This is a genomic window from Gordonia sp. CNJ-863, assembly GCF_001942325.1.
Classification (GTDB): domain Bacteria; phylum Actinomycetota; class Actinomycetes; order Mycobacteriales; family Mycobacteriaceae; genus Gordonia; species Gordonia alkanivorans.
In genome coordinates this window covers 1-24,129 of record NZ_MKKG01000007.1, presented here as the reverse complement: position 1 = coordinate 24,129, position 24,129 = coordinate 1, and the positions used below count along the sequence as shown (strand labels likewise).

Below are 24,129 nucleotides of genomic sequence, written 5' to 3'. Positions count from 1 at the left end.
TCAGCAGGCCGGGCAGAAGTGCGCCGGACGGCGCTGCCGGAACGCGATCTGATCCCCCGGCGAACCGGCCCACTCCGGTTCCGCCCGCACGAACAGTTCGACGCCGTCGTCGTGTCGGGCCGGATCGGCAGCCGTCAGCGACACCCTGACCTCGATGTGCTCCCCGCACGGCCTGACCGAGAGAACTGTCGCACGACCGAGCTCCGACCCGTCCGGGGACGTCGCGACGTCGAGGTCGCCGGGACGGAGCATGACCGTCCCCGGACCCCGAGCCGGCCTCCGCAATCGCAACAGTCCGGCCGAACACCGGACGACATCCCCGTCCGCGTCGCCGGGAAGCTCCGAGACCTCGCCGAACATCCGCGCGACCTCGGCGTCCGCCGGCGCCAGATACACCTCTTCGGGCGACCCGACCTGACGCACCTGTCCGGCCATCAACACGACGATCTCGTCGGCCATCGCCATGGCCTCCTCACGGTCGTGCGTCACGAGCAGACCACTCGAGCCCTCGGCCAGGATCGTGTCACGCACATGGTCGCGCAGGCGGGTGCGCAACTGGGCGTCGAGTGCGGAGAACGGCTCGTCGAGGCCGATCACCGCGGGCCGCGGGGCCAACGCCCGGGCCAGCGCCACCCGTTGCCGCTGACCGCCGGACAATGCGCTGGGGTGGCGACCGCGAAACTCGCTGAGCCCCACGACTTCCAGCAACTCGGTGGTGCGCGCCGCGCGTCCGGGGGTCCGACGCCACCACGGGCCCAGACCGAACCTCACGTTCCCGGCGACACTCAGATTGCCGAACAGGGCGCCCTCCTGCGGGACCAGCCCGAAACTCCGGCGCTCGGTGGGGATGTCGACGTCACGACCTCCGTCACCGCGTACCGACGCGACCTCGATGCCGCCGATCTCGATTCGTCCGGACCGAAGCGGTTCCAGGCCCGCGATCGTGCGCAGCAGCGTCGTCTTCCCGCACCCGGAGGGTCCGATGACCGCGGTGATCGACCCGGCGGGCACCCGCAGGGAGACCCCGTCGAGGATGGTCGCATCACCGAGGACGACCGAGATGTTCTCGACCCGCACAGCGTCATTCATCGGTCAACGCCCTTTCCGAACAGCGTGGACAGAGCCGCGGTCGGTATCGACGCGACGATGATCAGGACAAGGCCGAGGACAGCCGCCCGCCCGTGGTTCAGGTCGTTGCTGAGACTCCACATGTCGGTGGCCAGCGTCCGGGTGCCGATCGGTGCCAGCATGAGGGTGGCCGGGAGTTCCTTGGCCACCGACAGGAACGCCAGCGCGGACCCGGCCAGCACCGCCGGCATCAGCAGCGGCAACTGCACGCGGACGGCAGTGGCCAGCGGTCCGGCGCCCAGGGTTCGCGACACATCGGCCACGTGCAGCGGGATGGCGTCGACACCGGATCGGACGGGACCGAGGCACACCGGCAGGAACAAGACCACGTACGTCGCGATCAGCATTCCCGCGGTGAGGTAGTAGGACGGCAGGACCCTCGTCCCCAGGAACACCATCGACAGCGCGACCGTCACACCCGGCAGTGTGTAACCGAGGTAGGACACGAGCTCCACGGAGTCCCCGGTGCGAGTACGCGGACGGGATATGAAGAACGCCAGCGGAAGTGCCAGGATCGCGATCACGACGGCCGCCTGTGCCGACAGTTCCAGCGTGGTGCGGGTGTACGGGGCGACCCACGCGAGCAGCTCACCGAAGTCGTCGAAGCCGAGTCTGCGGGATTCACGGATCTCGGTCAGCAGGCCGATGATCGGGACGCAGACGCCGACCGAAACGGTCAGCGTCACGAGGGTCCAGGCGACGGGCCGGTCACGGGCGTCGCGACTCCGGGGCGGGGTGGCACCGGAATCGACATCACGACGTACGCGTCGTTCGGCCAGCGCGAGGACGACGGCGATCGTGGCGAGCACGAGCCCGTACAACGCGGCGACCGATCGGTCCAGAGTCCCGTTGTAGGCGTTGTAGATACCGACCGTGAACGGCTCGAACCTCACGATCGCGGGGCCGCCGAAGTCGCTGATCGAGTACAGCGCGACAAGCAGTCCGCCGGCGAGGACCGCAGTACGAATTCTCGGCAGGGTCACCCGCAGGAACGCGGTCGGCGCGCTGCATCCAAGAGTGCGAGCGGCCTCTTCCTCTCTCCCCCCGGTCCCCGCGAGAGCTGCCATCGCCGGCAGCATGACCAGCGGGTAACAGGCCAGGGTCAGCACGAGCACCGCGGCCCACAGACCTTCGAATCCGGGGAACAACCGTGTCCACACGAAGCCGGAGACATACGACGGAATCGCGAGTGGTGCGGTGAGCAGGGCGACCACGACCGCGCGTCCACGACGGACGCCGCGGGTCACGCACCACGCCGCGCCCACACCGATCACGATCGAGGCGGACGTCACCAGGACGGCGAGTTGCGCTGTCCGCCAGAGCAATTGGCCGGTTCTCGGCCGGAAGAGGTAGGCGAGGGCGTCGTCCGCCCCGATCTCCATCACCCGGACGACCAGGTACACCACCGGAGTGACGAGCAACAGGGCGATGATGACGCTGACGAATCCCAACAGCAGTCGTCCCGACCGGATGGTCCGGCCGGGACGACGAAACACCGCGCGTTTCAGACGATCAGACAGCGCCGACCTCGTTGAGCAGTTTGTCGGTACCGGCCACATCGGCGAGTTGGTCGAGCGTGATCTTCGGCGGCGACAGCTGGTTCAGCGTCGGCAGCCCGTCGACCGGGAGCGGTTCGTTGCCGATCACCGGATACTCCCCGACCTCGGTGGCGAAGTAGGTCTGGGTTTCGGGTGTGAGGAACTGCCGGACGAAGTCGAAGGCCGCTTCCTTGTCCCCGGCGGTCTTCAGGACACCGATGGCACCCACGTTGACCAGCGCACCCGGATCTCCGTCCGAGAAGAAGTGCAACCGGCCGGGGACGTTCTCGATGCCCTTCTCCTGTACTTCCTGGACCCAGTAGTAGTGGTTGGTCAGACCTGCGGCGAGCTGCCCGTTGTTGACCGACTCCACGATCTGCCCGTTTCCTTCGAACGCCTGGGGGTCGTTCGCCAGGAACGCGGTGAGCCATTCCCGGGCCCCGTCCTCGCCCCGGGTCAACCTCAGCGCGGTCACGAAGGACTTGAAAGACGCATTGGTGGGCGCGTATCCGACCTTGCCACGGAACTCGGGTGCGAGCAGGCCGTCGATACCGGTGGGCAGTTCGTTCTGGGGCAGCTGTCGCGGGTCGTAGATCAGGACTCGCGAGCGCGCCGATGTCGACACCCAGGCACCGGTTTCCGAGCGGTAGGCCTCGGGGACACTCTCGGCGATATCCGCTGGTAGCGGTTCGAGCAGCGAGGCGTCGGCCAGTGCGCCCAGCTCACCGGCGTCCTGAGCGAAGAAGAGGTCCGCGGGTGAGCGTTCGCCCTCCTCGAGGATCTGCGCAGCCTTCTTGTCGTAGGCCGCCGTCACCGGAATGGTTCCGTTGATGCGCTCGACGAGGGGTCCGACCAGCGATTCCGAGCGGCCCGAGTACAGAACGAGAGTCTCGTCGTCTCCCGCCGAGTCTCCCCCCGAGCAGGCCGCGAGGACGCTCGTGGCGATGAGCGCGGCCCCGGCCGTCGCGATCGCTCGTCGGATCAGGCCGGTGGTCCTCATGCGCTCTCACTTTCCTCCGGCCGCTCCCCGTCGAAGCGACCGCCCTCTGGACTTGGCTAGCCTAACCGAACTAGGACCCCGCATAGAACAGGACTCGACGGTTCCGCACGCGGCGCACGCACCCAGAGACCTCAGCCGGCGCGGCTCAGCACCGCCTTCGGGCCCGCGAACACCGTCTCACGAATGTGGTTGCGCACCAATGTCCATGACGGACAGTCACATTCGGCTTCGACGCCGCGGGCGTCGACCCCCTCGCCACGGCACAGCGCGATGGCGCGCCGGAGATGGAAGTCCTGGGTCACGACGACCAGTCGGTCGACGCCGAACACCCCCCGCGCCCGGCGACAGCTGGTCGCGGTGTCGAGTCCCTGCGGGTCGTCGACCATGACCTGCGCCGGGACCCCCGCGGCTTCGAGGTAGCTCCGCATCACCGCCGGTTCGTCGCCCGCTGCGGGAGAACCGTTGCCGGAATTGATGATTCGTACGACTCGCCCATCCCGGTACAGCTCGGCCGCAACGTCCAGCCGGCCGCGGACGTAGTCACCGGGAACGCCGTCCTCCACCAGTGAACCGAGCACCAGTAGCGTCGACCCGTCCGGCACCTGCTCGGCGTCGAGGACCCGGTCACCGGCCACGACGTACATCCAGGTAGCCGCCACGGTGATCCACAGTTCGACGACCACCAGCAACACCGGCGCGACGAGTCGAGCTGCTGACCTCACCTGTACAACCTAGGTGTACGAACACATCTCACCCAAGATCACCATTCGACGCCGCTCCCGTGACGCCGGACCGATACTGAACTCATCTGCTGCGCTCAGCCCCGACGCGTATCCGACACCCGCGCATCCGACAACCGTGGAAGAGAGTGTGCATGCAGTACATGCCGGTGACCTCGTCGATGTTCCTCCTCGCCGAGACACGTGAGCAGCCGATGCACGTCGGCGGGCTTCAACTGTTCGTGCCGCGCGAGGGCCAGTCGGCGACCGAACTCGTCGAAGAGGTCATCGAGGCGTTCTCCTCGTGCGCCGAGGTCCATCCGCTGTTCCGCAAGCGCCCAGCCCCGCCGGTCACCATGCTGGGCAACTTCGCCTGGGCCTACGACGCCGAGATCGACTACGACTATCACGTCCGGCGCACGGTTCTCCCCAGGCCGGGGCGCATCCGGGAACTGTTGCGATACGTCTCACTCAGTCACGGCGCGCTTCTCGACCGTTACCGCCCGATGTGGGAGCTGCACATCATCGAGGGGCTCGAGGACGGCCGGGTCGCGATCTACACCAAAATCCATCACTCGATCGTGGACGGCGTGTCAGCGCTTCGCCTCCTGCAGCGCATGCTCTCGCCCGACCCTGACGACAGATCCGGATCCGCGCCGTGGGATCCGGCCCTCGTCGGCCAGAAGCGTCCCCGACCGGCTACGTCGTTGCGCGAACGGCTGTCCGGGCTCGCAGATACCGGGCTACAGATCGCCGGCCTCGGCCCGGCGGCCGTCAAGGTGGCACTCGCCGGCGTGCGGGAACCGGACTTCGTGCCGCCGGTGTCCCGCGCGCCGCGAACCATCCTCGACGTGGCGATCGGCAGTGCGCGGCGGTTCGCCGCCCAGCAATGGGAACTCGGTCGGCTGCGCGCGGTCGCCGACGCCTGGACATCACACTCAACGACGTCGTCGTGGGGATGTGTTCGGGCGCACTTCGGTCATACCTCGTCGATCAGGACGCTCTGCCCGACTCCCCGCTGGTCGCCGCGGTTCCGGTGTCGATGCACACCGACGAGGAGAAAGACGGAAACGCCGTCACCGCGATCATGGTCGACCTGGCCACCGACCAGCCCGACCCCGAACGCCGGCTGAACTCGGTCGTCGCATCCGCCCGCCAGGCCAAGAACGTCGTCCGCGGCCTGAGACCCTTGCAGGCGCTCGCGCTCGGCGCGGCCAATTTCGCGCCGCTCGCCTTCGCGACCATCCCCGGCTTCGTCCAGTACGTGCCGCCACAGTTCAACATCATCATCAGCAACGTGCCGGGACCGTCGGAGCACCTGTACTGGAATGGCGCTCGACTCGACGGCCTCTACCCGGTCTCCATCGCGATGGAGGGCCTGGCGTTGAACATCACCGTGACCAGCACCGCCGAACACATCAACTTCGGGCTGATCGGCGCTCGCGCGCAGGTCCCGAGCCTGCAGCGACTGCTGACACACCTGGACACCGCTCTCGAAGAGCTCGAGAAAGTGGCCCACGTCCGCTGACCCCGGAGCAGCCCGAGAAGCGAATTGGGATCCTCCCCACCCTGACTCGACAGTAAGTTACTGGCGAGTATCATTCGGTGTGAGTTTAGACCAGCAAGAATTAGGCCAACCTTGGCAGCGCGCCACCGGCGCGAAGAATTACGGTTACCTGTAGTACACCGCTCCGCGGGGACAGCCCTGCGCACTCTGTGCGCTTCCTCCGGCGGCGGGACGACCTAGACGAAAGGCCGGTACGCGCCCGTGACAGCCACGACGATTGCCATCGGCACCACAGCAGCGGTGATCAGCCTCTTCTGTTGGTACCTGTTCCTCGGCGGAGTGGTGCGGATGTTCCGCACCATCAAACTCGGCCAGAAGGTCGACGGGTCCCGATTCTGGCCGGTGATCCCGCGACTGGTGACGATGATCAAGGAGTTCATCGCCCACACCCGCATGGTGAAGTTCCGGACGGTGGGCTGGGCCCACTGGCTGGTCATGATCGGCTTCATGGGCGGCGCCCTGCTGTGGTTCGAGGCCTATGGCCAGTCGATCAACCCGGAGTTCCACTGGCCGGTCTTCGGTGACACCTTCGCGTGGCACCTGTGGGACGAGATCCTGGGCATCGGCACGGTGGTCGGCATCATGGTGCTGATCGTCATCCGCCAGCTCAACCACCCGCGCGTCCCCGAGCGCATCTCGCGGTTCTCCGGATCCCGCTTCGGCGCGGCCTACTTCGTCGAGGCCGTCGTCCTGCTCGAGGGTCTGGGCATGATCCTGGTGAAGGCGTCGAAGATCGCGACCTACGGTCACGCCAACGCCTACTCGGACTTCTTCACCATGAACGTGGCGAAGATCCTGCCCGCGTCGCCGACGCTGGTGTCGATCTTCGCGGTCATCAAGCTGATGAGCGGCATGGTCTGGCTGGCCGTCGTCGGCCTGAACACCGACTGGGGCGTTGCGTGGCACCGTTTCTCGGCGTTCTTCAACATCTACTTCAAGCGTGAGGCCGACGGCGGCGTCGCCCTCGGTGCGGCCAAGCCGATGATGAGCCAGGGCAAGGTCCTCGACATGGAGACCGCCGATCCGGACGTCGACGCGTTCGGTGCGGGCAAGATCGAGGACTTCTCCTGGAAGGGCTGGCTCGACTTCAGCACCTGTACCGAGTGTGGCCGCTGCCAGTCGCAGTGCCCGGCCTGGAACACCGGTAAGCCGCTGTCGCCGAAGCTGCTCATCATGTCGCTGCGCGACCACGGCAACGCCAAGGCCCCGTACCTGCTGGCCGGTGGTCGCAAGGACATGGGCGGCGACGAGGTCGGCCTGGTCGACGCCGACGGCAACGTCGACGAGGCCAAGCTCAACGCGATCCCCGAGGCCGCTCGCGCCGAGGCTTCCCGCAAGCTGGTCGGCGAGTCCAAGGGCAAGATCGGCGGCGGCGAGGGCATCGAGTCGGCCGAGGGTGAATTCGATCCCGAGGCGTTGGGTGCGGTCATCGACACCGAGACCCTGTGGAGCTGCACCACCTGTGGTGCCTGCGTCGAGCAGTGCCCGGTCGACATCGAGCACGTCGACCACATCCTCGACATGCGCCGCTACCAGGTCCTGATCGAGTCGGACTTCCCGACCGAACTGGCCGGCATGTTCAAGAACCTCGAGAACAAGGGCAACCCGTGGGGCCAGAACGCCTCCGCGCGTACCGCCTGGATCGACGAGATGGACATCGACATCCCGGTCTTCGGCAAGGACGTCGAGTCGTTCGAGGGCTTCGAGTACCTGTTCTGGGTCGGCTGCGCCGGCGCCTACGAAGACCGCGCGAAGAAGACCACCAAGGCCGTCGCCGAGCTCCTCGACATGGCCGCGGTCAACTTCATGGTCCTCGGCGAAGGCGAGACCTGTACCGGTGACTCCGCACGACGCGCCGGCAACGAGTTCCTGTTCCAGATGCTCGCGCAGCAGAACATCGAGATGCTGGGCGAGGTCTTCTCGACCGCACCCGAGCAGCGCAAGAAGGTCGTCGTCACCTGTGCGCACTGCTTCAACGCACTGGGCAACGAGTACCCGCAGCTGGGCGCCAAGTACGAGGTCGTCCACCACACGCAGCTACTCAACCGCCTGGTCCGCGAGAAGCGCCTCGTGCCGGTCGCCCCGCTCGGCGAGGGCGTCACCTACCACGACCCGTGCTATCTGGGCCGCCACAACAAGGTCTACGACGCCCCGCGTGAGCTGATGGGTGCGGCCGGATCGACTCTCACCGAGATGCCGCGTCACGGCGAACGGTCCATGTGCTGTGGTGCCGGCGGCGCCCGCATGTGGATGGAAGAGCAGATCGGCAAGCGCATCAACCTCGACCGGGTCGACGAGGCGCTCGACACCCTCGGCGACACCACCGGCGAGGTCAAGAAGGTGGCGACGGGCTGCCCGTTCTGCCGCGTGATGCTCACCGACGGTGTGACCGCCCGGACCAGTGGCACCGAGTCCGAGGGCAAGGTCGAGGTCGTCGACGTCGCACAGCTGCTACTCGACTCGGTCAAGCGCGGCAAGACCGAGGTCAAGCTCGGCGGCCGTTACCTCGGCCCGCGCCCGAGCGCTCCCGAGCCGGAGGCCGAGCCCGAACCCGAAAAGGTCCCGGCCGCAGCGGCCGCGACCGCGACCGCAACCACCGAGGCTGCTCCGAAGCCGAAGGTCGGCCTGGGCATGAAGGGTGGCAAGAAGCCCGGCGCCGCAGCCAAAACCGAGGCACCGGCGGAAGCTCCGGCCGAGAAGAAGCCCGCTTCCAAGGGCTTCGGCATGAAGGGCGGCAAGAAGCCGGGTGCTGCGGCTGCAGCACCGGCCGCCGCGTCGGCACCCGCCGAGGCTCCTGCTGAGGCACCGGCCGAGACGAAGCCCGCCTCGAAGGGCTTCGGCATGAAGGGCGGCGCGAAGCGTCCGGGTGCGGCGAGCAAGCCTGCCGCTTCGGCAGCTCCTGCTCCCGCCGAGGCCGAGTCGTCGGAGGCCGTGAAGGCCGAGGCACCGGCAGAGAAGACCGCGGAGGCGAAGCCGGCCAAGGCCAAGGGCTTCGGCATGGCCGCGGGCAAGCGTCCCGGCCAGAAGGCGTCCACCCCGAACGCGGCAGCAGCCGACGCCGGTGTGACCGCTCCCGCCGAGAACAAGGTCGACGAGGCCGAGTCGGCACCCGATGCCGCCCCGACCGTCGACACCGAGTCGGTCACCGCCACAGCCACAGCGGCGACGGAAGAAGTGCCGGGCAAGGCCAAGGGCTTCGGCATGGCTGCGGGCAAGAAGCGTCCGGGCGGAATCGGCAAGGCCGCTCCCAAGCCGTCCGCGGCTGCGGACGCTCCGGTGGCGGCCCCCGCCGCTGAGGCCCCTGCGACCGAGGCACCGGCTGCCGAGGCCGAGCCGGCGGCGGAGTCACCCCAGGGTGGTTCGGCTGCGGCGCTGACCGAGGAGAAGCCGGCCAAGGCCAAGGGCTTCGGCATGGCCGCGGGCAAGAAGCGTCCCGGTGGGGCGAGCAAGGCCGCTCCGAAAGCGGCGGCACCGGCAGAGGCCGCTCCCGCTCCCGAGGCGGCTCCGGAACCCGAGGAGCCCGCCGAGGCACCCGAGGTCGAGGAGACCCCGGCAGCCGAGGCGCCGGCCGCTGAGGCGCCGGCCGCTGAGGCGCCGGCCGAGGCGAACGGGACCGAGGTCCCGGCCCCGTCGAGCAACGGCTCGGGCGACGCCCGGACCATCGCCGAGACCGGGGCGTCGAAGTCCAAGGGCTTCGGCATCGCGGCCGGCAAGAAGCGGCCCGGCCACCAGTAGTTCCGCAATACCGAGAACGGGCTCCGACCACCGCGGTCGGAGCCCGTTTTTCGTGGGCCAGACCACGGTCGCACAGCACTGGCGGAAACCCGTTTGCGTCCGGCTGCGACAATTGAACCCGTGAGTAGGCCCCATGTGTCGCATCTGAACCAGAACCTCAAGCCGCTCGAGCAGTCGCTCAAGCTGCAGAACGTGTGTTACGAGATCCGCGGACCCGTACACGCGCACGCGCAGCGGCTCGAGGCGGAGGGCCATCGCATCCTCAAGCTGAACATCGGCAATCCTGCCCTGTTCGGGTTCGAGGCACCCGACGTGATCATGCGCGACATGATTCACGCACTCCCGTACTCGCAGGGATACTCCGAGTCCGCCGGTGTGCTGTCCGCTCGGCGTTCGGTGGTGACGCGATACGAGCTGATCCCCGACTTCCCGTACTTCGACGTCGACGACGTCATCCTGGGCAACGGCGTCTCCGAGCTCATCACGATGACGATGCAGGCGCTGCTGAACGACGGCGACGAGGTACTGATCCCGGCACCGGACTACCCGCTCTGGACGGCGATGACCTCGCTCTCCGGCGGCACCCCCGTCCACTACCGGTGCGACGAGGCGAACGGCTGGAACCCCGACATCGCCGACATCGCGTCGAAGATCACCGACCGCACCAAGGCGATCGTCATCATCAACCCCAACAACCCGACGGGCGCGGTCTACTCACGCGAGGTCCTGCAGCAGCTCGTCGAACTGGCTCGTCAGCACTCGCTGCTGATCCTGGCCGACGAGATCTACGACAAGATCATCTACGACGAGGCCGAGCACGTGAACGTCGCGTCGCTGGCTCCCGATCTGCTGTGCCTGACCTTCAACGGCCTGTCGAAGGCGTACCGGGTGTGCGGGTACCGCGCCGGCTGGGTCGTGATGACCGGCCCGAAGGAACACGCCAAGGGATTCATCGAGGGCATGGGCATCCTCGCCTCCACTCGACTGTGCGCGAATGTGCCTGGGCAGCACGCCATTCAGGTGGCGCTCGGCGGCTATCAGTCCATCGATGCGCTCGTCTCCCCCGGCGGCCGGCTCTACGAGCAGCGCAACGTCACCTGGGAGAAGCTCAACGAGATCCCCGGCGTCAGCTGCGTGAAGCCCAAGGGCGCCCTGTACGCCTTCCCGCGCCTCGATCCCGAGGTGCACGAGATCCACGACGACGAGCTGTTCGTCCAGGACCTCCTGCTGCAGGAGAAGATCCTCGTCGTGCAGGGCAGCGGGTTCAACCTCGATGACACCAACCATTTCCGCATCGTCACGCTGCCGTGGTCACGCGACCTGAAAGAGGCCGTCGAGCGGATCGGCAACTTCCTTTCCTCGTACCGCCAGTAGGCGGCAGCTCCCACGCGGCGGCAGGCCCGGGTCTCGACGGACCCGGGCCTTTTCGCGTCCCGGTCTGGTTTCGGTCCGCGTACCCGGGGAATCCGCACTGAGACGGGTTCGCGCAAGGGTCTGGACATTTATGTAACCGTTGGTAACGTGTAACTCCAATCGGGGTCTACAGCGAGGTGACACGGATGTCCGAACAGGCAGTGCAGGTGCGGCCCGACTGGCGGCGGGGGACGGTGTCCGGCGACGTCACGCTGGCGACCTTCGAGCTCGGCGACCCGGGGAATCCGACGGTCCTGCTGGTTCACGGCTGGCCCGACACCCACCACCTCTGGACGCACATCGCGCCCCGGCTGGCCGAGAAGTACCACGTGGTGGCCTACGACTGCCGCGGCTTCGGCGAGAGCGATCGCCCGCGCACGGCCGGGGCGTACCGGCTGGCCGAACTCGCCGACGACCTCTTCGCCGTCGCCGAAGCTGTCAGCCCCGACGCTCCCGTCCACGTCGTCGGTCACGACTGGGGTTCGGTCCAGGCGTGGGAGGCCGTGAGCCGGCCGCGGGCGCACACCCGCATCGCATCCTTCGTCTCGGTCTCCGGACCGAATCTCGATCACCTCGGCCACTTGCTTCGCGAAGGGCTGACCCGTCCGACACCCCACCGCGTGCGAACCATTGCGACGCAATCACTCTCGTCGGCCTACACGGGATTGTTCCAGCTTCCCCTACTCCCGAACGTGCTGCTGACCGCGCTCGGAAATCCGCGGGCGTGGAAGCAGTTCCTGCACACTGTCGAGGGCACACCACCGGAGAACGTCGTCGTCGCCGGAACCCTACGCCGCGACATGATCACCGGACTCGCGTTGTACCGAGCCAACATCCGCCAGAAGCTCCTCCGCCCGGAGCCGCGCCCGACAACGGTGCCCGTCCTGCAGGTGGTCAACGAACGCGACATCGCCCTGCGCCCGGCCATCTACGAGAACACCCCGACCTTTGCGGCGAAGCTGTGGCGACGCGACACCCCCACCGGCCACTGGTTGCCGTACACCCACCCGGACTACCTGACCGAGACGGTCCTGGACTTCCTGGCCGCCCAGACCGGCGGCGACGCCCCGCCGACCGTCGAACGGTCGAGGGTGTTCGGCGAACCGAAACCCCTTGCCGGGAAGCTTGTCGTGATCACCGGTGCGGGTAGCGGTATCGGACGGGAGACCGCACTTCTTCTCGCCGAGCGCGGCTGCGAACTCGTGCTCGCCGATCGGAATCTGGACACCGCGGCCGAAACCGAGCAGGCCTGCAAGGTCGCCGGGGCGGTGGCTCACGCCTACCTGCTCGACGTCTCCGACACCGACGCGTTCGTGTCCTTCGCCGCGGCGGTCCGCGAGCAGCACGGCGTCCCCGACGTCGTGCTCAACAACGCCGGAATCGGTTTGGCCGGTGGAGCTCTCGCCGCAACCGACGAGCAGGTCGACCGACTCCTCGACGTCAACCTGCGCGGCGTCATCACCGGGAGCCGCGAGTTCGGCCGGCAGATGGTGGAACGCGGGGTCGGCGGACACATCGTCAACGTCTCGTCGGCCGCGGCGTTCACGCCTTCGCGCAGTCTCGGGTTGTACTCGGCGTCGAAGGCCGGTGTCCTGCTGTTCTCCGAGTCGCTGCGGGCCGAGCTCGCCGAACACCGCATCGGCGTGAGCGCCATCTGCCCGGGGATCGTCGACACCAACATCGTGGCGTCGACGCCGATCGCCGGTCTCGACTCCGCTTCCGAACAGTCACAACGGGATCGCCTGGACCGCTTCTATCAGCGTCGTGGCTTCACCCCGGATCGGGTGGCCACCGAGATCGTCTCGGCCATCGAGCACAACAAGGCCGTCGTCCCGGTGACGCCCGAGGCGAAGGTCGGCTATCGCATCTACCGTTTCGCGCCGTGGTTGTCGCGCATCGGCGCCCGACAGAAGGTCACCGGATGAGCACCGTCGAACGCCCGCGTCCCGATCTGTCCCCGACCGATCAGGCCGATCCCGGACCCGTCGAACTACACGCCCGCAATGTGGCCTTCGACTGGGACGACGTCCCCCTGCACTGGATTCCCGGTCACCCCGTCGCTTCGAACTTCATCAGCGTGCTGAATCTCCTTCTACCGGAGGGTGAGCGCTGGTTCGTGCAGACCTACAACGAGGCGCTGCCGCTGGTCGCCGACGAGGAACTCGCCTCCCGGATGCGAGGTTTCATCGGCCAGGAGGCCATGCACGCCGAGGCCCACGACCACGTGCTGTGGGAGTTCCTCGATCACCACGGCATCGATCCCCGCCCCTACCAGTTGCAGATGGAGTGGATCTTCCGTCGAGTTCTCGGTCCGGCGACGAGCGGCTCCACCGAGGCCCGCCACAAGCACCTCGTCGAGCGCCTGTGGCTGATCGCGGCGCTCGAGCACTACACCGCAGTGCTCGGCGATTTCGCGTTGAACAACAACTGGATCGAGGCAGGCGCGCATCCGACGATGGCCGACCTGTTCATGTGGCACGGCGCCGAGGAAGTCGAACACCGCGCCGTCGCGCACGACGTCGCCGCGTACTTCGGGGACAGCTACCTGCGCCGCGGGCGCGCGATGCTCGCCGTCCTCCCGATACTGCTGTTCCTGGTGCAGCGCGGATACCGCTTCATCATGAAGCAGGACACGTCGGTGTCCTTCAACTACATCCAGAAGAAGTGGCAGTTCCACCGCGGCGTACGCGCCGACGTGCTCCCGCCGCTGCGGAGCATCGTCTTCTCCACGTTCAGTTACTTCCGTCCCGGGTTCCGCCCGGAGCAGATCGGCAGCACCGCCCAGGCCGTCGCCTACCTCGCTTCGTCGCCGGCCGCGCGCAACGCCGCGTGAGGGACTCCGATGAATCAACGCGCACATCCACATTCGACGAGCCTGACCCAACCGCCCCCACATCTCTACGGGCGGTGGCGCCGTGATCCGATCCTCACGGTCGGCACCGCGTTCATGCGGGCCTGGTGGCCTGCGTGGCGCCCGCTGTCCCCGTTGAGGCCGGCACCGGTCAACCCTGGGATCACTCAGGTGCGCATCGGGAATCGCGAAGTCGTCGCATATGACGAGAACGTGATCGCGCTGACGCTGGCCGCCGCCGATGGGGGCGTGTTGCCGTCCTGGCACGCCGGCGCCCACATCGACGTGCTGCTGCCATCCGGGCGGATGCGAGAATATTCGCTGTGCGGCGACACCGCCGATCGCGAGCACCACCGCATCGCGGTGCGTCGCATCCCCGACGGCGGCGGGGGTTCGATCGAGGTCCATGACGCCCTGGAGGTCGGGGATGTGGTGTCGATCAAGGGTCCGCGCAACGCTTTTCCGCTGGCGGTTCCCGGCCACGGCTCCCCCGCACGTCGGATTCGCTTCATCGCCGCCGGGATCGGCATCACGCCGATCCTGCCGATGCTCGCGGTGGCCGAGCGCTTCGGGCTGGACTGGTCGATGATCTACACCGGGCGCTCCGCGGACTCGATCCCCTTCCTCGACGAGGTCGCGAAGTTCGGCGACCGCATCACCATCCGGACCGACGATCAGCACGGACTCCCGACCATGTCGGAGCTGGTCGGCCCGGTCCCCGATTCCGACGCCGATCTCGCCGTGTACTGCTGCGGGCCGGTGCCGATGCTGGAGAGCCTCCGCCGCCATCTGGCCGACCGCGCCGACATCGAACTGCACTACGAGCGCTTCAGTCCGCCTCCGGTGGAGAACGGCTCACCGTTCACGGTGACGCTGGCGTCCACGGGTGCACAGATCCCGGTGGCCGCCGACGAGTCGGCGCTCGCGGCGATCCGGCGGGTGATGCCGTCGGTGCCGTACTCGTGTCAGCAAGGCTTCTGCGGCACATGCAAGGTCAGGACGTTGTCCGGCGACATCGATCACCGCGACAACATCCTGACCGAGCCCGAACGCGAGGCCGGGACGATGCTGACCTGCGTGTCACGCAGTGCCGGCGGGAACCTCACGCTCGATCTGTGAGACATCCCCCCGCGCACGCGCAACCCCTGTTCCCTGAGGAGCTTGCGGAGGATGCGTCTCGAAGGGCACGTGACGCCCGGCAACCGTGCCGCGTAGCAGGAACACCGCTGCCACACCGGCTGCCGCGGTGATGGCCACCGCCGCCCACACCGCGTTGTGCAGGCCGTCCATGAAGACCTCCTGGACCGCGGCGCGGACCGTGTCGCTCATGGCGGCGGGCACCCGGCCGGCGACCTCGACCCCGGCCATCACCGACTGTTCCGCGGTGGCGACCACCTCGCGCGGTAACCCACTGCCCGACAGCCGATCCCCGATGCCGGCGACATAGGCCGAGGTCAGGATCGAGCCGAGTACCGCGACGCCGAGCGTGCCGCCGATCTCGCGGGTGGTGTCGTTGACCGCACTGCCCGCACCAGCCTGCTCCGGACGCAGCGCATCCATGATGAGCTGCGTGCACGGACCCGAGATGAACGCCAGGCCGGCGGCCATCAGCGACATCGCCCAGACGATGAGCTCCCAGTATCCCGATGTCCGCGAGGACAACTCGACGAGCGCGAACCCACCAGACATCAGGAAGGCACCCGTCACCGCGACGTAGCGCGCCCCGAACCGGTGTGAGAGAGCCATCGCCACCGGCGACAGCACCGCCATCACGATGGCGAACGGCAGGGTTCGCACACCGGCGGCGAGTGGGCCGTAACCCTTGACCGCCTGGAAGAACTGGGTGATCAGGAAGATGAACCCGAAGAGAGCGAAGAACGCCACGCTGATCATCCCGGCCGCGGTGGCGAAGTGCCGGTTGGCGAACAGCCGCACGTCGAGGATGGGATGGGCGATACGCAGTTGGGTCACGACGAACACGGCCAGAATCGCAAGAGCAGCGACGATTCCGAGGACCGTGCGGGTCTCACCCCAACCGACGTTCGGCGCTTCGATCAGGGTGTACGTGAGCAACCCCAGACCGGCGACCGAGAGACTCACTCCGACAGCGTCGAATCGGGGCACCGCCAGTGGCCGGGTACCGGGCACGACCGCGAGGATCACGGCGAGCGCGGCCAGCCCGAACGGGACGTTGACCCAGAACACCGAGGTCCACGAGAAGTGCTCGAGCAACCAGCCACCCGTCACGGGACCGATGGCGACGGCGATACCCGAGACGGCCGCCCAGATGCCGACGGCCATCGCCCGCTCCTTGGCGTCGACGAAGATCGTCGTGATGATCGCCAGCGTCGCTGGGAACACCAGTGCCGCAAAGAGTCCGAGGCCGCCGCGGGAAGCGATGAGCTGTCCGAGGCTCTGCGACGACGCAGCGAGGACCGACACCGCCATGAAGCCGATGACACCGGTGAGGAGCATCCGCCGGTGACCGAACCGGTCGCCCAGATAGCCGCCGGTCAGGAGGAGGCCGGCGAAGACGAGCGTGTACGCGTCGACGATCCATTGCAGGCCGGAGATCCCGGCGTCGAGGTCGCGGGCCAGCGTCGGCAGGGCGACGTTGACGATCGTGTTGTCGATCATGACCAGCAGTTCGGCAAAGCTGAGGGCGCCGAGCGCCCACCAGCGTGAGCCCATACGTCCAGTACGCATCGGCATTCTCCTGTTCCGTGAGCGAGAGTTCAGTTATGGAACGCCGCTCCACTGTTGTAGAACACCGTTCTATACAAGAAGAACACCGTGCTAGTAGCTTGTCAATATGTCTCCCGCGAAGCCGCGCACGCGAACCTCAGCCACCGAAGTCCGGTCATCCCTCATCCGTGCCGGCCGCACGATCCTCGAGCGGGACGGCGAGGCGGGACTGACCGTGCGAGCGGCGGCGGCCGAGGCGAAGGTCGCGCCGATGGGCGTCTACAACCACTTCGACGGCCGCGACGGGCTGCTGGATGCGCTGGTCACCGACGGTTACGCCGAGCTGGGTCGTGCGGTGGCCGCGACGGACGACGATCCGTCCACGCGCCTGCGGAACTCGGGGCGCGGTTACCGTCGCTTTGCCACGTCGAGTCCCGTGGTCTACGGACTGATGTTCTCCGCCCGGTGCACACCGGACCTCGAGGTCGCGGCTCATGCGTTCGAGGTGCTGGTCGACGTCATCCGCTACGGCCAGGTCGCGGGCGTGGTCGCGACGGGCGACCCGACGACGCTCGCGATGCAGACCTGGTCGGCGGTGCACGGGGCGGTGAGTCTGGAACTCATGGGTGCGCTGCCGCCGAACGTCGATGCCGACACGAACTACGAGAACGTACTCGACTTCATCGCGCGGGGTCTGCGGGCACAGCCTGCCGAGTGAACCCCTGCCCGATCACGGCAGGACGATCGGCGGCAGTCCGGGGATCGGATTCGGGATCGTCACACCACGCTGCGGTCGCGGTGCGCGGGAGCGGGGTCGAGGTGCAGGTGCCGGCTCGTTCGTCGCCACGGGCGGTGGCGGTGGCGTGTAGCGCTGAGCCGGTTGACGTGCCTCCGCGAAGATGGCCGGATCGGCGTATTCCTGGGTGGTCGGCGCCGTCGTGGTCGGCGTGGTAGGACCGGCGACCGGCGCCGGGAAGGAACCGTTGCTCCCCGCGGCCAGTGCGACCGCCACTCCGATGATGGCGAGCGCGCACACCAGTGCCACTCCTGCCAACACCCGCTTCGCCGGGACCTCACGCCGAGGGCGAACCGGCGCCGGACCTGGCCGATTAACCAATGAAAGTGGTTCCGGTGCAGGGACGTTCGCATGCGGTGGCATGTCAGGGGCTGGGCCCGCACCGGGATGGCCGGCATCGGGCCGCGGCGTCCGGAAGCTGCCCTCGGGTGAGACCGGCGTGTGGTGTTGAACCGGCACGGGTTCCGGAACCGCCGGGGGTCCGGAATGTGCCGTCAGGGCGCCGAATGCCGTTGCGGGAGCAAGGTCCACCGGGCGCGCAACAGGCGCCTGGAACATCTGCTCGGCACCTATGACCGGGAAATCACCTGAGCGACCGGGGCTTCCGGACGGCGAATCGAACGGCAGCGAGAGTTTGCCGGTCGGGGCGTCGTCAGGCCCGACGGACCCGGACAACACCTTCGGAGCGGTCGGTGCGGTCACCTCGACGGCAGCACGCTCGGGCGCCACGTCGACGAGGTCCTCTGGCGCAGAGTCGACGACGTCCTCGACCTCGGCCTCGCTGTCGTCACGGTCGGCCTCGCTGTCGTCACGGTCGGACTCGCGACCGTCCGACGTCTCGGCCGCCTCCGCCTGCATGGACGCCGGTGTCTCGTCTCGGTCGTCCACGGGTTTCGGCTCGGCCGGGTCTGAGCTGTCGGTCGCGTCGGCGACCTCTGCGGAGTCAGCGCTGTTGCTGTCGGCCGCGGGCTCCTCGACGGTCGTGGGCGGGCTGTCGGTACCGGTCGCGTCACTCTCGGCGGTCACTGTTGGCTCGGGCTCGTCTTGGGGTACCTCGGGCTTGTCTTGGCGTACCTCGGGCTTGTCTTGGGGTACACCGAGCGGCCCGGCTGGTACTGCGTCGGTCAACGGACCGGGAGCGGCGTCGACGATCGGTACCGGTACGGCTTTCGCGATCCCGTCGCGGAGACCCGGCCACACGCCCAGGCCGTCGGCGATGACGACTGCATGGGCCTGCGCGCCGGCCACCGCCGCACGAGCCAACTCTTCACCGCGTGCGATGAGCGCACCACCGGCCTCCTCGACATCTCGCCGCGCCATCCGGAACAACCGAATGTGTCGGCGTCCCATCAAAAATGTGCCATCGGAATCCTGCAGTCGTTCACGTCCGCGCGAGATGAGCTCGAAGAGTTCGTCCTGCCACTCGGGCGAGGTCGGGGATTCGACCCGTCCGATCCGGGTCAGGTGGTCGGCGATGGCACGGTCGAGCGCCCCGAGCGACAGCGCGGCGTCGGCGTACGTGTCGGCGACCGTGCCGCGGGATGTGTCGAAACGTCCGACCGACACGCATCCGTTCCCGTCGAGCCCCAGGAGAACCACTTGAGGATCGTCGTCCAGACCGCGCGAACGGAGTTTGGACCGCACGTCGTCGAGCACTGTGGGGTCCACCGGGACCTCTGCTGCCGCAGAGGCCGGCCCCACAGCCGAATCGAACACTGTGTCGGTCATCTGACTAATTCCTGCACTTGTGTGCACCTCGCCCAGCACGCCCCCACGGCGAGAAGGTGCCCCCCTGATCAATCGCGGGGTTCAACCTAACACGTCTACGCGGGGAATCGCTTTCGACGGCAACCCGTTCACCTGCGTGAACGAAGTAGTTGTCTCAGTTTTTCGCGCGGGCACGGGCCCGCCGAGCGCGCGGTAGTCCCACCCCGCCGACCGCCAGGCCTGAGAGTCGAGACAGCGCCTCGCGTCGACGATGCGCTTGTGCCGCACCACCGGTGCGAGCTCGTCCGGGGACATGTGCACGAACTCCGCCCATTCGGTTGCGACGACGACGACATCCGCTCGATCGCAGGCCGCGCGCGCCGAGCTCGCATAGCTCAGCATCGGTTGCACCCGACGCGAATTGTCCATGGCCTGAGGGTCGAACACGGTGACCGATGCACCGTCGAGTGCGAGACGGCCCGCGACGGCGAGTGCGGGAGAGTCCCGGACGTCGTCGCTCTCCGGCTTGAATGCGGTTCCGAGGACGGCGACGTTGCGGCCCAGCACCTCTCCCCCGAGCGCTTCGGCGACCAGTTCCGCTGCGGCACCGCGTCGTCGCATGTTGATGGCGTCGACCTCGCGCAGAAACCCGACCGCGCGAGGTGCGCCCATCTCGTCGGCACGGGCGGTCAGCGCCCGGATGTCCTTGGGCAGGCAGCCGCCGCCGAATCCCAGTCCCGCGTTCAGGAATCGCCGTCCGATCCGGGCGTCGTGGCCCATCGCGTCAGCGAGTGTGCCGACGTCGGCGCCGGCGATCTCACACAGTTCACTCATCGCGTTGATGAACGAGATCTTCGTCGCGAGAAAGGCGTTCGCGGACACCTTGACCAGTTCAGCGGTGGCCCAATCGGTCTCGATGAGCGGGATACCGGTTTCGAGGACTTCGCGATAGATGTCCCGGATGACCTCGCCGGCCAGGGATTCCACTTGCGGGACCCGCGGGTCGTCGACGAGCCGTCCGACGCCGACGACCATCCGGTCGGGCGCGAGGGTGTCCTCGACGGCGAAGCTTCGCGCAGGAACTCCGGACTCCACGCCAAATCGACGTCGGCTCCGGGGGCCGAGAGGTGCGAGATGCGGTGCGAGAGTTCCTCGCACGTGCCGACGGGGACGGTGGACTTGCCGATCAGAACGTGGGTGCCCCGCAGCGTGGGCACGAGCGCATCGACGGCCGCGTGGACGTGGGACAGGTCGGCGCGGTGTCCTCGCACCTCCTGCGGGGTGCCGACGCCGATGAAGTGGACCGAGGCGTGGTCGGCGGCGACCGAATGGTCGGTGGTGAAGCGCAGTCGCCCGGCGTCGAGGTTGCGGCGAAGGATGTCGGAGAGCCCGGGTTCGAAGAACGGGACGTCGCCGGCCTGCAGGCGTTCGACCTTCTGCGGGTCGATGTCGATACCGACGACGTCGTGGCCGAGTTCGGCCATGCAGGCCGCGTGCGTCGCGCCGAGGTACCCGCAACCGATCACCGTGAGCTTCATGGTCGCAACGATTACCCAGGCAGGTGTGCCGCCAACCAACCGTCGCGTTGCGTGTGGTGATCGGGTGGGTGAACTGTCAGTCGTTCTTGATGAAGTTCAGGTACGCCTTGGACGGGGTGGGGCCGCGTTGTCCCTGGTACTTCGAGCCGACCTTCTCGCTGCCGTAGGGGTGCTCGGCCGGGCTGCTGAGGCGGATGAGGCACAGCTGGCCGATCTTCATGCCTGGCCACAGTGTGATCGGCAGGTTGGCCACGTTGGAGAGTTCCAGGGTGATGTGGCCGGAAAAGCCGGGGTCGATGAAGCCGGCGGTCGAGTGGGTCAGGAGGCCGAGGCGACCGAGCGACGACTTTCCTTCGAGGCGTCCGGCGAGATCGTCGGGCAGGCTGCACACCTCGAGGGTGGAGCCCAGCACGAACTCACCCGGGTGCAGCACAAAAGGCTCACCCTCTGTCGGTTCGACAAGGGTGGTGAGTTCGTCTTGGCGTTGGGCCGGGTCGATGTGGGTGTACCGGGTGTTGTTGAACACGCGGAACAGACTGTCGAGCCGGACGTCGACGCTGGAGGGCTGGACGAGCGCAGGATCGAATGGATCGATGGCGAGGCGCCCGTCAGCGATCTCGGAGCGGATGTCGCGGTCGGAGAGCAGCACGTGTCGAGGTTATCGAATGGTCACGGTGGATCTGCGGCGGTGTCCGACGGCCCGGACGATTCACCTCCCCCGCGGCCGCCCGACCGGCGCCGTCGGGCGTCGGCGCGCATGCGGTTGAGGACCTCGTCGGTGCGGTTGGCGTGATTGACCCTGGGGGTCTGATCCGGGTGCGACGTCGGCGGGTGCCAGACAGCGCGACCTGCGTCGACCCCCTCCGTGGCGATCGTGGTGGCCCACTGGTCCTCGCCGGGGCCGACGGCACGGTTGTGCGGTCCGCATGCGGTGGTCATGTTGTCGATGTCGGTGGGACCGTGGTCGGCCGTCCATTCGGCCACGTGGTGGAGTTCAGAGTCGAAGGACGACCGGGTGCAGCGTGGACACGTGCAGCCACCGTCGCGGCCCACCGCGGCGATCCGCTGGGCCCGGGATGCGAGGCGCTTGGCGCGTCCGAGGTAGAGGACCTCACTGGTGTGGTCGCGGAACACCTCGAGGTACTGCTGCGACTCGGCGGCGAGTTCGACGGCATCCTTGATCGGCAGTAGCGCGCCTGTAGCAGTGCGCGCGGGAGCCCCGGCCCGCTCGCGGAGCGCCGATTCGGTGATCGTGACGATGACCTGCGGCGGCAGCCCGTGGTGGGATCGGCCGAGCGCGCCACTGTCGAGCACCAGGCGCAGTAGAGCACTGAAGGCGTCGTGATTGCGTTTCTCGGCCGATCGGTCGTCGCGTTCGGCGGCCGCCGCAAGGGCGTCGGGATCTGCGTTCCCTGGGTCTCCGGCGGGTGACTCCGGGTCGTCGGGGTTGTTCATACCCGGCGCTGCCCACACCGCCAGCACGACGTCGAGCATGGCGCGGGTCTTGGGATCGAGGGTGGCCGTCAGCTTGGACATCAGCTGTGCGTCCTGCGGACCGAGGCGCATGCCGCGCATTCGGGCGCGATCGCGATCGTCGGTGAGGCTCCCATCGGGGTCGAGGTGCGCGAGGATGCGTGCGCCGAGCTGGCGCAGCGACGACGGATCGTAGTCGCGCGCGTAATGCGCAAGCGTCGCCTCGGCGGCTTCACGGTCGGCCGGGTCGACGGCGGCCGGGACCTTTTTCATCACCTCGACGATGACGTCGACATTCCTCCCCGAGATCCCGCCTTCGGCAACGCCTTTGGCGGTCTCCGGAAATCGCGGCTCGAGTACCTCGCCCTGCATGTCGGGGAACTTCCCGATTGCCCACACGCGATTCAGGAGCCGGTTGGCCTCTCCGCTGCGGTTGAGCACGCTCGTGACGAAGTTGGTGACGGTCTGGCAGCCGGCTTTCCGGTACGCGGAGCGTTCGTCGATGTCGATGATGTGGTCGGCGAACGAGGTGAGCATGCGACGCTCGGCGCGCTCGTGCTCGATCGCGACCTTGAGCAGGTCGGTGTCGGAACAGTCCGTGGACGCCGTCTCGCTGATCTCGTCCAGCAATGCGTGCAGACGCTCGTACTGGTCGAGAAGAAGTGGTTGTGATGCAGATGGCTCGCAGAAAGCCATGATTTAACCCCCGTCATCATGGCTTTACTCGAAACTATGTTCGAGTGTACGTACGTCTACGCAGGTGCGCAACCCGATCCGCAAGAAATCTTCGCGCCGCTCGCGGAGACCCCGACCGCAGTTTGCTAGGCTTTCGATCGCGAGCCCAGCGCTCGCACGCCGATGTAGTTCAATGGCAGAACATCAGCTTCCCAAGCTGAATACGCGGGTTCGATTCCCGTCATCGGCTCCAACGTAACCGCAGGTAGAGCGGTGTTTCATAACTTTCCAGCCCTGCGTCGGCGGTCACCGTGCTACCCCCGTGCTACCCAACAGGTGCGTTTGCAGGCTCCGATCGCGGCGGTCTGTCGCGGCCCCCCGATACGATCGGCGGCGGTACGCATCGCACGGGCAAAGGAGCGCAATGACCCTGATCCAGGAGCTTGAACAGATCGCGACAGACCTTGAGGGATTGGCCGACGGATACACCGACGTCAGCGCCGACATCGCTGCGCTCGACGGGGCCGGCGAGGACGTCGGAAAGTCGTGGTCCGGATCAAACGTGGGCTACCAGTCGAGAGTCTATTACGCCGACTTCAGGCTCCCTGATTCAAACGAACGCTTTAGCCAGGAATGGGGATTCATGATGCGTGGATCTGAAACCCCATGGCGTACGTATAGCGTGGATGAGGTCAACGCGGAGATAATCGCCCGCTCAGGCGCAGTAGACATTACGCGCCTCGAAGACCGCGCCTCGAAAGACCGGGAACAGGTCCTCGATCACAAGGAATCGTTGATATCAATCCTAAGCACTGCGCTGAGTTCAAACGAGGATGCCTATTTGAAGGAGCTCAAGAAGAAAGTTGAGGAAACTTTTCCGCGGAGCAAGAACTCGTTTGCCCGTTCATTAACGCCCCCACGCAGAATCGTCATGAGTCGCGACCAAGCTGCTATCGATGGCGGTTTCACAATTGCTCCGCACCACAACATGATGGGACTCGCCCGGTCTTACAAAGCTGTTTACGATACCGCCCGGTCCTTGTCACAGAGCGCTAAACACGCGGCTCAACATCTTGGGCGTACCGAACCGGAGAGACAAGTGATGACAGACGCACAGGCGGGCACACGTATCTTCCTCGGTCACGGACAATCCAACCAGTGGCGGGAAGTCAAGGACGGGCCTGGTGCACGGATAGGTGACAGGGTTAGTCACGCGGCCTGAGGGGCCTCGTGGTTGATGATGGTCTCGAATTCAATGGGGGTCAATCTGCCGAGGCGGTCCTGTCGTCTGCGGCGGTGGTAGG

15 protein-coding genes, 1 tRNA gene and 2 pseudogenes are annotated in these 24,129 nt (G+C 67.2%); 9 read left to right on the top strand and 9 right to left on the bottom strand.

The annotated features are described in order from the left end of the window. The 4 genes from BJF87_RS03860 to BJF87_RS03845 form a co-directional block, all read right to left on the bottom strand. Positions 1 to 1,089, bottom strand: coding sequence for an ABC transporter ATP-binding protein (locus tag BJF87_RS03860; RefSeq protein WP_006359895.1), 1,089 nt, complete (start codon positions 1,087 to 1,089; stop codon positions 1 to 3). Next, entirely contained in the window at positions 1,086 to 2,624 is a 1,539-nt protein-coding gene (locus BJF87_RS03855) for an iron ABC transporter permease (protein ID WP_139319414.1), read from the bottom strand. Before BJF87_RS03855 ends, BJF87_RS03860 begins: the two co-directional genes overlap by 4 nt. 16 nt (positions 2,625 to 2,640) lie before the next feature. After that, positions 2,641 to 3,666, bottom strand: coding sequence for an extracellular solute-binding protein (locus tag BJF87_RS03850; RefSeq protein ID WP_006359897.1), 1,026 nt, complete (start codon positions 3,664 to 3,666; stop codon positions 2,641 to 2,643). 131 nt (positions 3,667 to 3,797) lie between these two features. After that, positions 3,798 to 4,310 (bottom strand): vancomycin high temperature exclusion protein, encoded by a 513-nt coding sequence (locus tag BJF87_RS03845; protein ID WP_051405908.1) that lies wholly within the window; start codon positions 4,308 to 4,310, stop codon positions 3,798 to 3,800. Between the two features lie 230 nt (positions 4,311 to 4,540). On the opposite strand from BJF87_RS03845, the pseudogene BJF87_RS03840 reads away from it, so the two are divergent. The 6 genes and pseudogenes from BJF87_RS03840 (at position 4,541) to BJF87_RS03815 (ending at position 15,070) form a co-directional block, all read left to right on the top strand. Next, positions 4,541 to 5,913, top strand: a pseudogene (locus tag BJF87_RS03840) (wax ester/triacylglycerol synthase family O-acyltransferase). A 240-nt stretch (positions 5,914 to 6,153) separates the two neighbouring features. Further along, the gene (locus tag BJF87_RS03835) at positions 6,154 to 9,687 is read left to right on the top strand and encodes a (Fe-S)-binding protein (protein ID WP_075862670.1); all 3,534 of its coding nucleotides are present in this window, start codon (positions 6,154 to 6,156) and stop codon (positions 9,685 to 9,687) included. Positions 9,688 to 9,807: 120 nt separating this feature from the next. Beyond that, a complete protein-coding gene (locus tag BJF87_RS03830; RefSeq protein WP_035752941.1) occupies positions 9,808 to 11,061 on the top strand; it encodes a pyridoxal phosphate-dependent aminotransferase in 1,254 nt (417 codons plus the stop codon). Positions 11,062 to 11,246: 185 nt separating this feature from the next. Beyond that, complete coding sequence (locus tag BJF87_RS03825; RefSeq protein WP_035753012.1) at positions 11,247 to 13,025, top strand: SDR family oxidoreductase; 1,779 nt, start codon at positions 11,247 to 11,249, stop codon at positions 13,023 to 13,025. After that, complete coding sequence (locus tag BJF87_RS03820; RefSeq protein ID WP_006359903.1) at positions 13,022 to 13,933, top strand: metal-dependent hydrolase; 912 nt, start codon at positions 13,022 to 13,024, stop codon at positions 13,931 to 13,933. The genes BJF87_RS03825 and BJF87_RS03820 overlap by 4 nt, the downstream gene beginning before the upstream one ends. A 9-nt stretch (positions 13,934 to 13,942) precedes the next feature. Continuing rightward, entirely contained in the window at positions 13,943 to 15,070 is a 1,128-nt protein-coding gene (locus BJF87_RS03815; protein ID WP_075862669.1) for a PDR/VanB family oxidoreductase, read from the top strand. Here BJF87_RS03815 and BJF87_RS03810 read toward each other — a convergent pair. Continuing rightward, positions 15,032 to 16,657: a DHA2 family efflux MFS transporter permease subunit gene (locus tag BJF87_RS03810; RefSeq protein ID WP_075862705.1), complete on the bottom strand. Its 1,626-nt coding sequence runs from the start codon at positions 16,655 to 16,657 to the stop codon at positions 15,032 to 15,034. The two genes, BJF87_RS03815 and BJF87_RS03810, sit on opposite strands and share 39 nt — an antisense overlap. A gap of 106 nt (positions 16,658 to 16,763) precedes the next feature. On the opposite strand from BJF87_RS03810, the gene BJF87_RS03805 reads away from it, so the two are divergent. Then, positions 16,764 to 17,354, top strand: a complete 591-nt coding sequence (locus tag BJF87_RS03805; protein ID WP_075862668.1) for a TetR/AcrR family transcriptional regulator — start codon at positions 16,764 to 16,766, stop codon at positions 17,352 to 17,354. A gap of 12 nt (positions 17,355 to 17,366) precedes the next feature. Here the strand turns inward: BJF87_RS03805 and BJF87_RS03800 are convergent, their stop codons facing one another. The 4 genes and pseudogenes from BJF87_RS03800 to BJF87_RS03785 form a co-directional block, all read right to left on the bottom strand. After that, a complete protein-coding gene (locus BJF87_RS03800) occupies positions 17,367 to 19,160 on the bottom strand; it encodes a hypothetical protein (protein WP_075862667.1) in 1,794 nt (597 codons plus the stop codon). Between the two features lie 81 nt (positions 19,161 to 19,241). Further along, positions 19,242 to 20,677, bottom strand: a pseudogene (locus BJF87_RS03795) (UDP-glucose dehydrogenase family protein). 76 nt (positions 20,678 to 20,753) lie between these two features. Beyond that, the gene (gene dcd, locus BJF87_RS03790; RefSeq protein ID WP_006359909.1) at positions 20,754 to 21,326 is read right to left on the bottom strand and encodes a dCTP deaminase; all 573 of its coding nucleotides are present in this window, start codon (positions 21,324 to 21,326) and stop codon (positions 20,754 to 20,756) included. A 20-nt stretch (positions 21,327 to 21,346) separates the two neighbouring features. Next, positions 21,347 to 22,846, bottom strand: coding sequence for a DUF222 domain-containing protein (locus BJF87_RS03785; protein ID WP_075862666.1), 1,500 nt, complete (start codon positions 22,844 to 22,846; stop codon positions 21,347 to 21,349). 158 nt (positions 22,847 to 23,004) lie between these two features. Here BJF87_RS03785 and BJF87_RS03780 point away from each other — a divergent pair. Then, a tRNA-Gly gene (locus BJF87_RS03780) sits at positions 23,005 to 23,078 on the top strand. Between the two features lie 171 nt (positions 23,079 to 23,249). Continuing rightward, complete coding sequence (locus tag BJF87_RS03775; RefSeq protein WP_075862665.1) at positions 23,250 to 24,047, top strand: hypothetical protein; 798 nt, start codon at positions 23,250 to 23,252, stop codon at positions 24,045 to 24,047. Positions 24,048 to 24,129 lie beyond the last annotated feature (82 nt).

Excerpts from the sequence above, each read along its gene's own strand:
- BJF87_RS03820 (WP_006359903.1), top strand. The coding sequence starts at position 13,022 with ATGAGCACCGTCGAACGCCCGCGTCCCGATCTGTCCCCGACCGATCAG.
- BJF87_RS03860 (WP_006359895.1), bottom strand. The coding sequence starts at position 1,089 with ATGAATGACGCTGTGCGGGTCGAGAACATCTCGGTCGTCCTCGGTGAT.
- BJF87_RS03825 (WP_035753012.1), top strand. The coding sequence starts at position 11,247 with ATGTCCGAACAGGCAGTGCAGGTGCGGCCCGACTGGCGGCGGGGGACG.
- BJF87_RS03775 (WP_075862665.1), top strand. The coding sequence starts at position 23,250 with ATGACCCTGATCCAGGAGCTTGAACAGATCGCGACAGACCTTGAGGGA.
- BJF87_RS03810 (WP_075862705.1), bottom strand. The coding sequence starts at position 16,657 with ATGCGTACTGGACGTATGGGCTCACGCTGGTGGGCGCTCGGCGCCCTC.
- BJF87_RS03815 (WP_075862669.1), top strand. The coding sequence starts at position 13,943 with ATGAATCAACGCGCACATCCACATTCGACGAGCCTGACCCAACCGCCC.
- BJF87_RS03805 (WP_075862668.1), top strand. The coding sequence starts at position 16,764 with ATGTCTCCCGCGAAGCCGCGCACGCGAACCTCAGCCACCGAAGTCCGG.
- BJF87_RS03785 (WP_075862666.1), bottom strand. The coding sequence starts at position 22,846 with ATGGCTTTCTGCGAGCCATCTGCATCACAACCACTTCTTCTCGACCAG.
- BJF87_RS03850 (WP_006359897.1), bottom strand. The coding sequence starts at position 3,666 with ATGAGGACCACCGGCCTGATCCGACGAGCGATCGCGACGGCCGGGGCC.
- BJF87_RS03845 (WP_051405908.1), bottom strand. The coding sequence starts at position 4,310 with ATGTACGTCGTGGCCGGTGACCGGGTCCTCGACGCCGAGCAGGTGCCG.
- BJF87_RS03800 (WP_075862667.1), bottom strand. The coding sequence starts at position 19,160 with ATGACCGACACAGTGTTCGATTCGGCTGTGGGGCCGGCCTCTGCGGCA.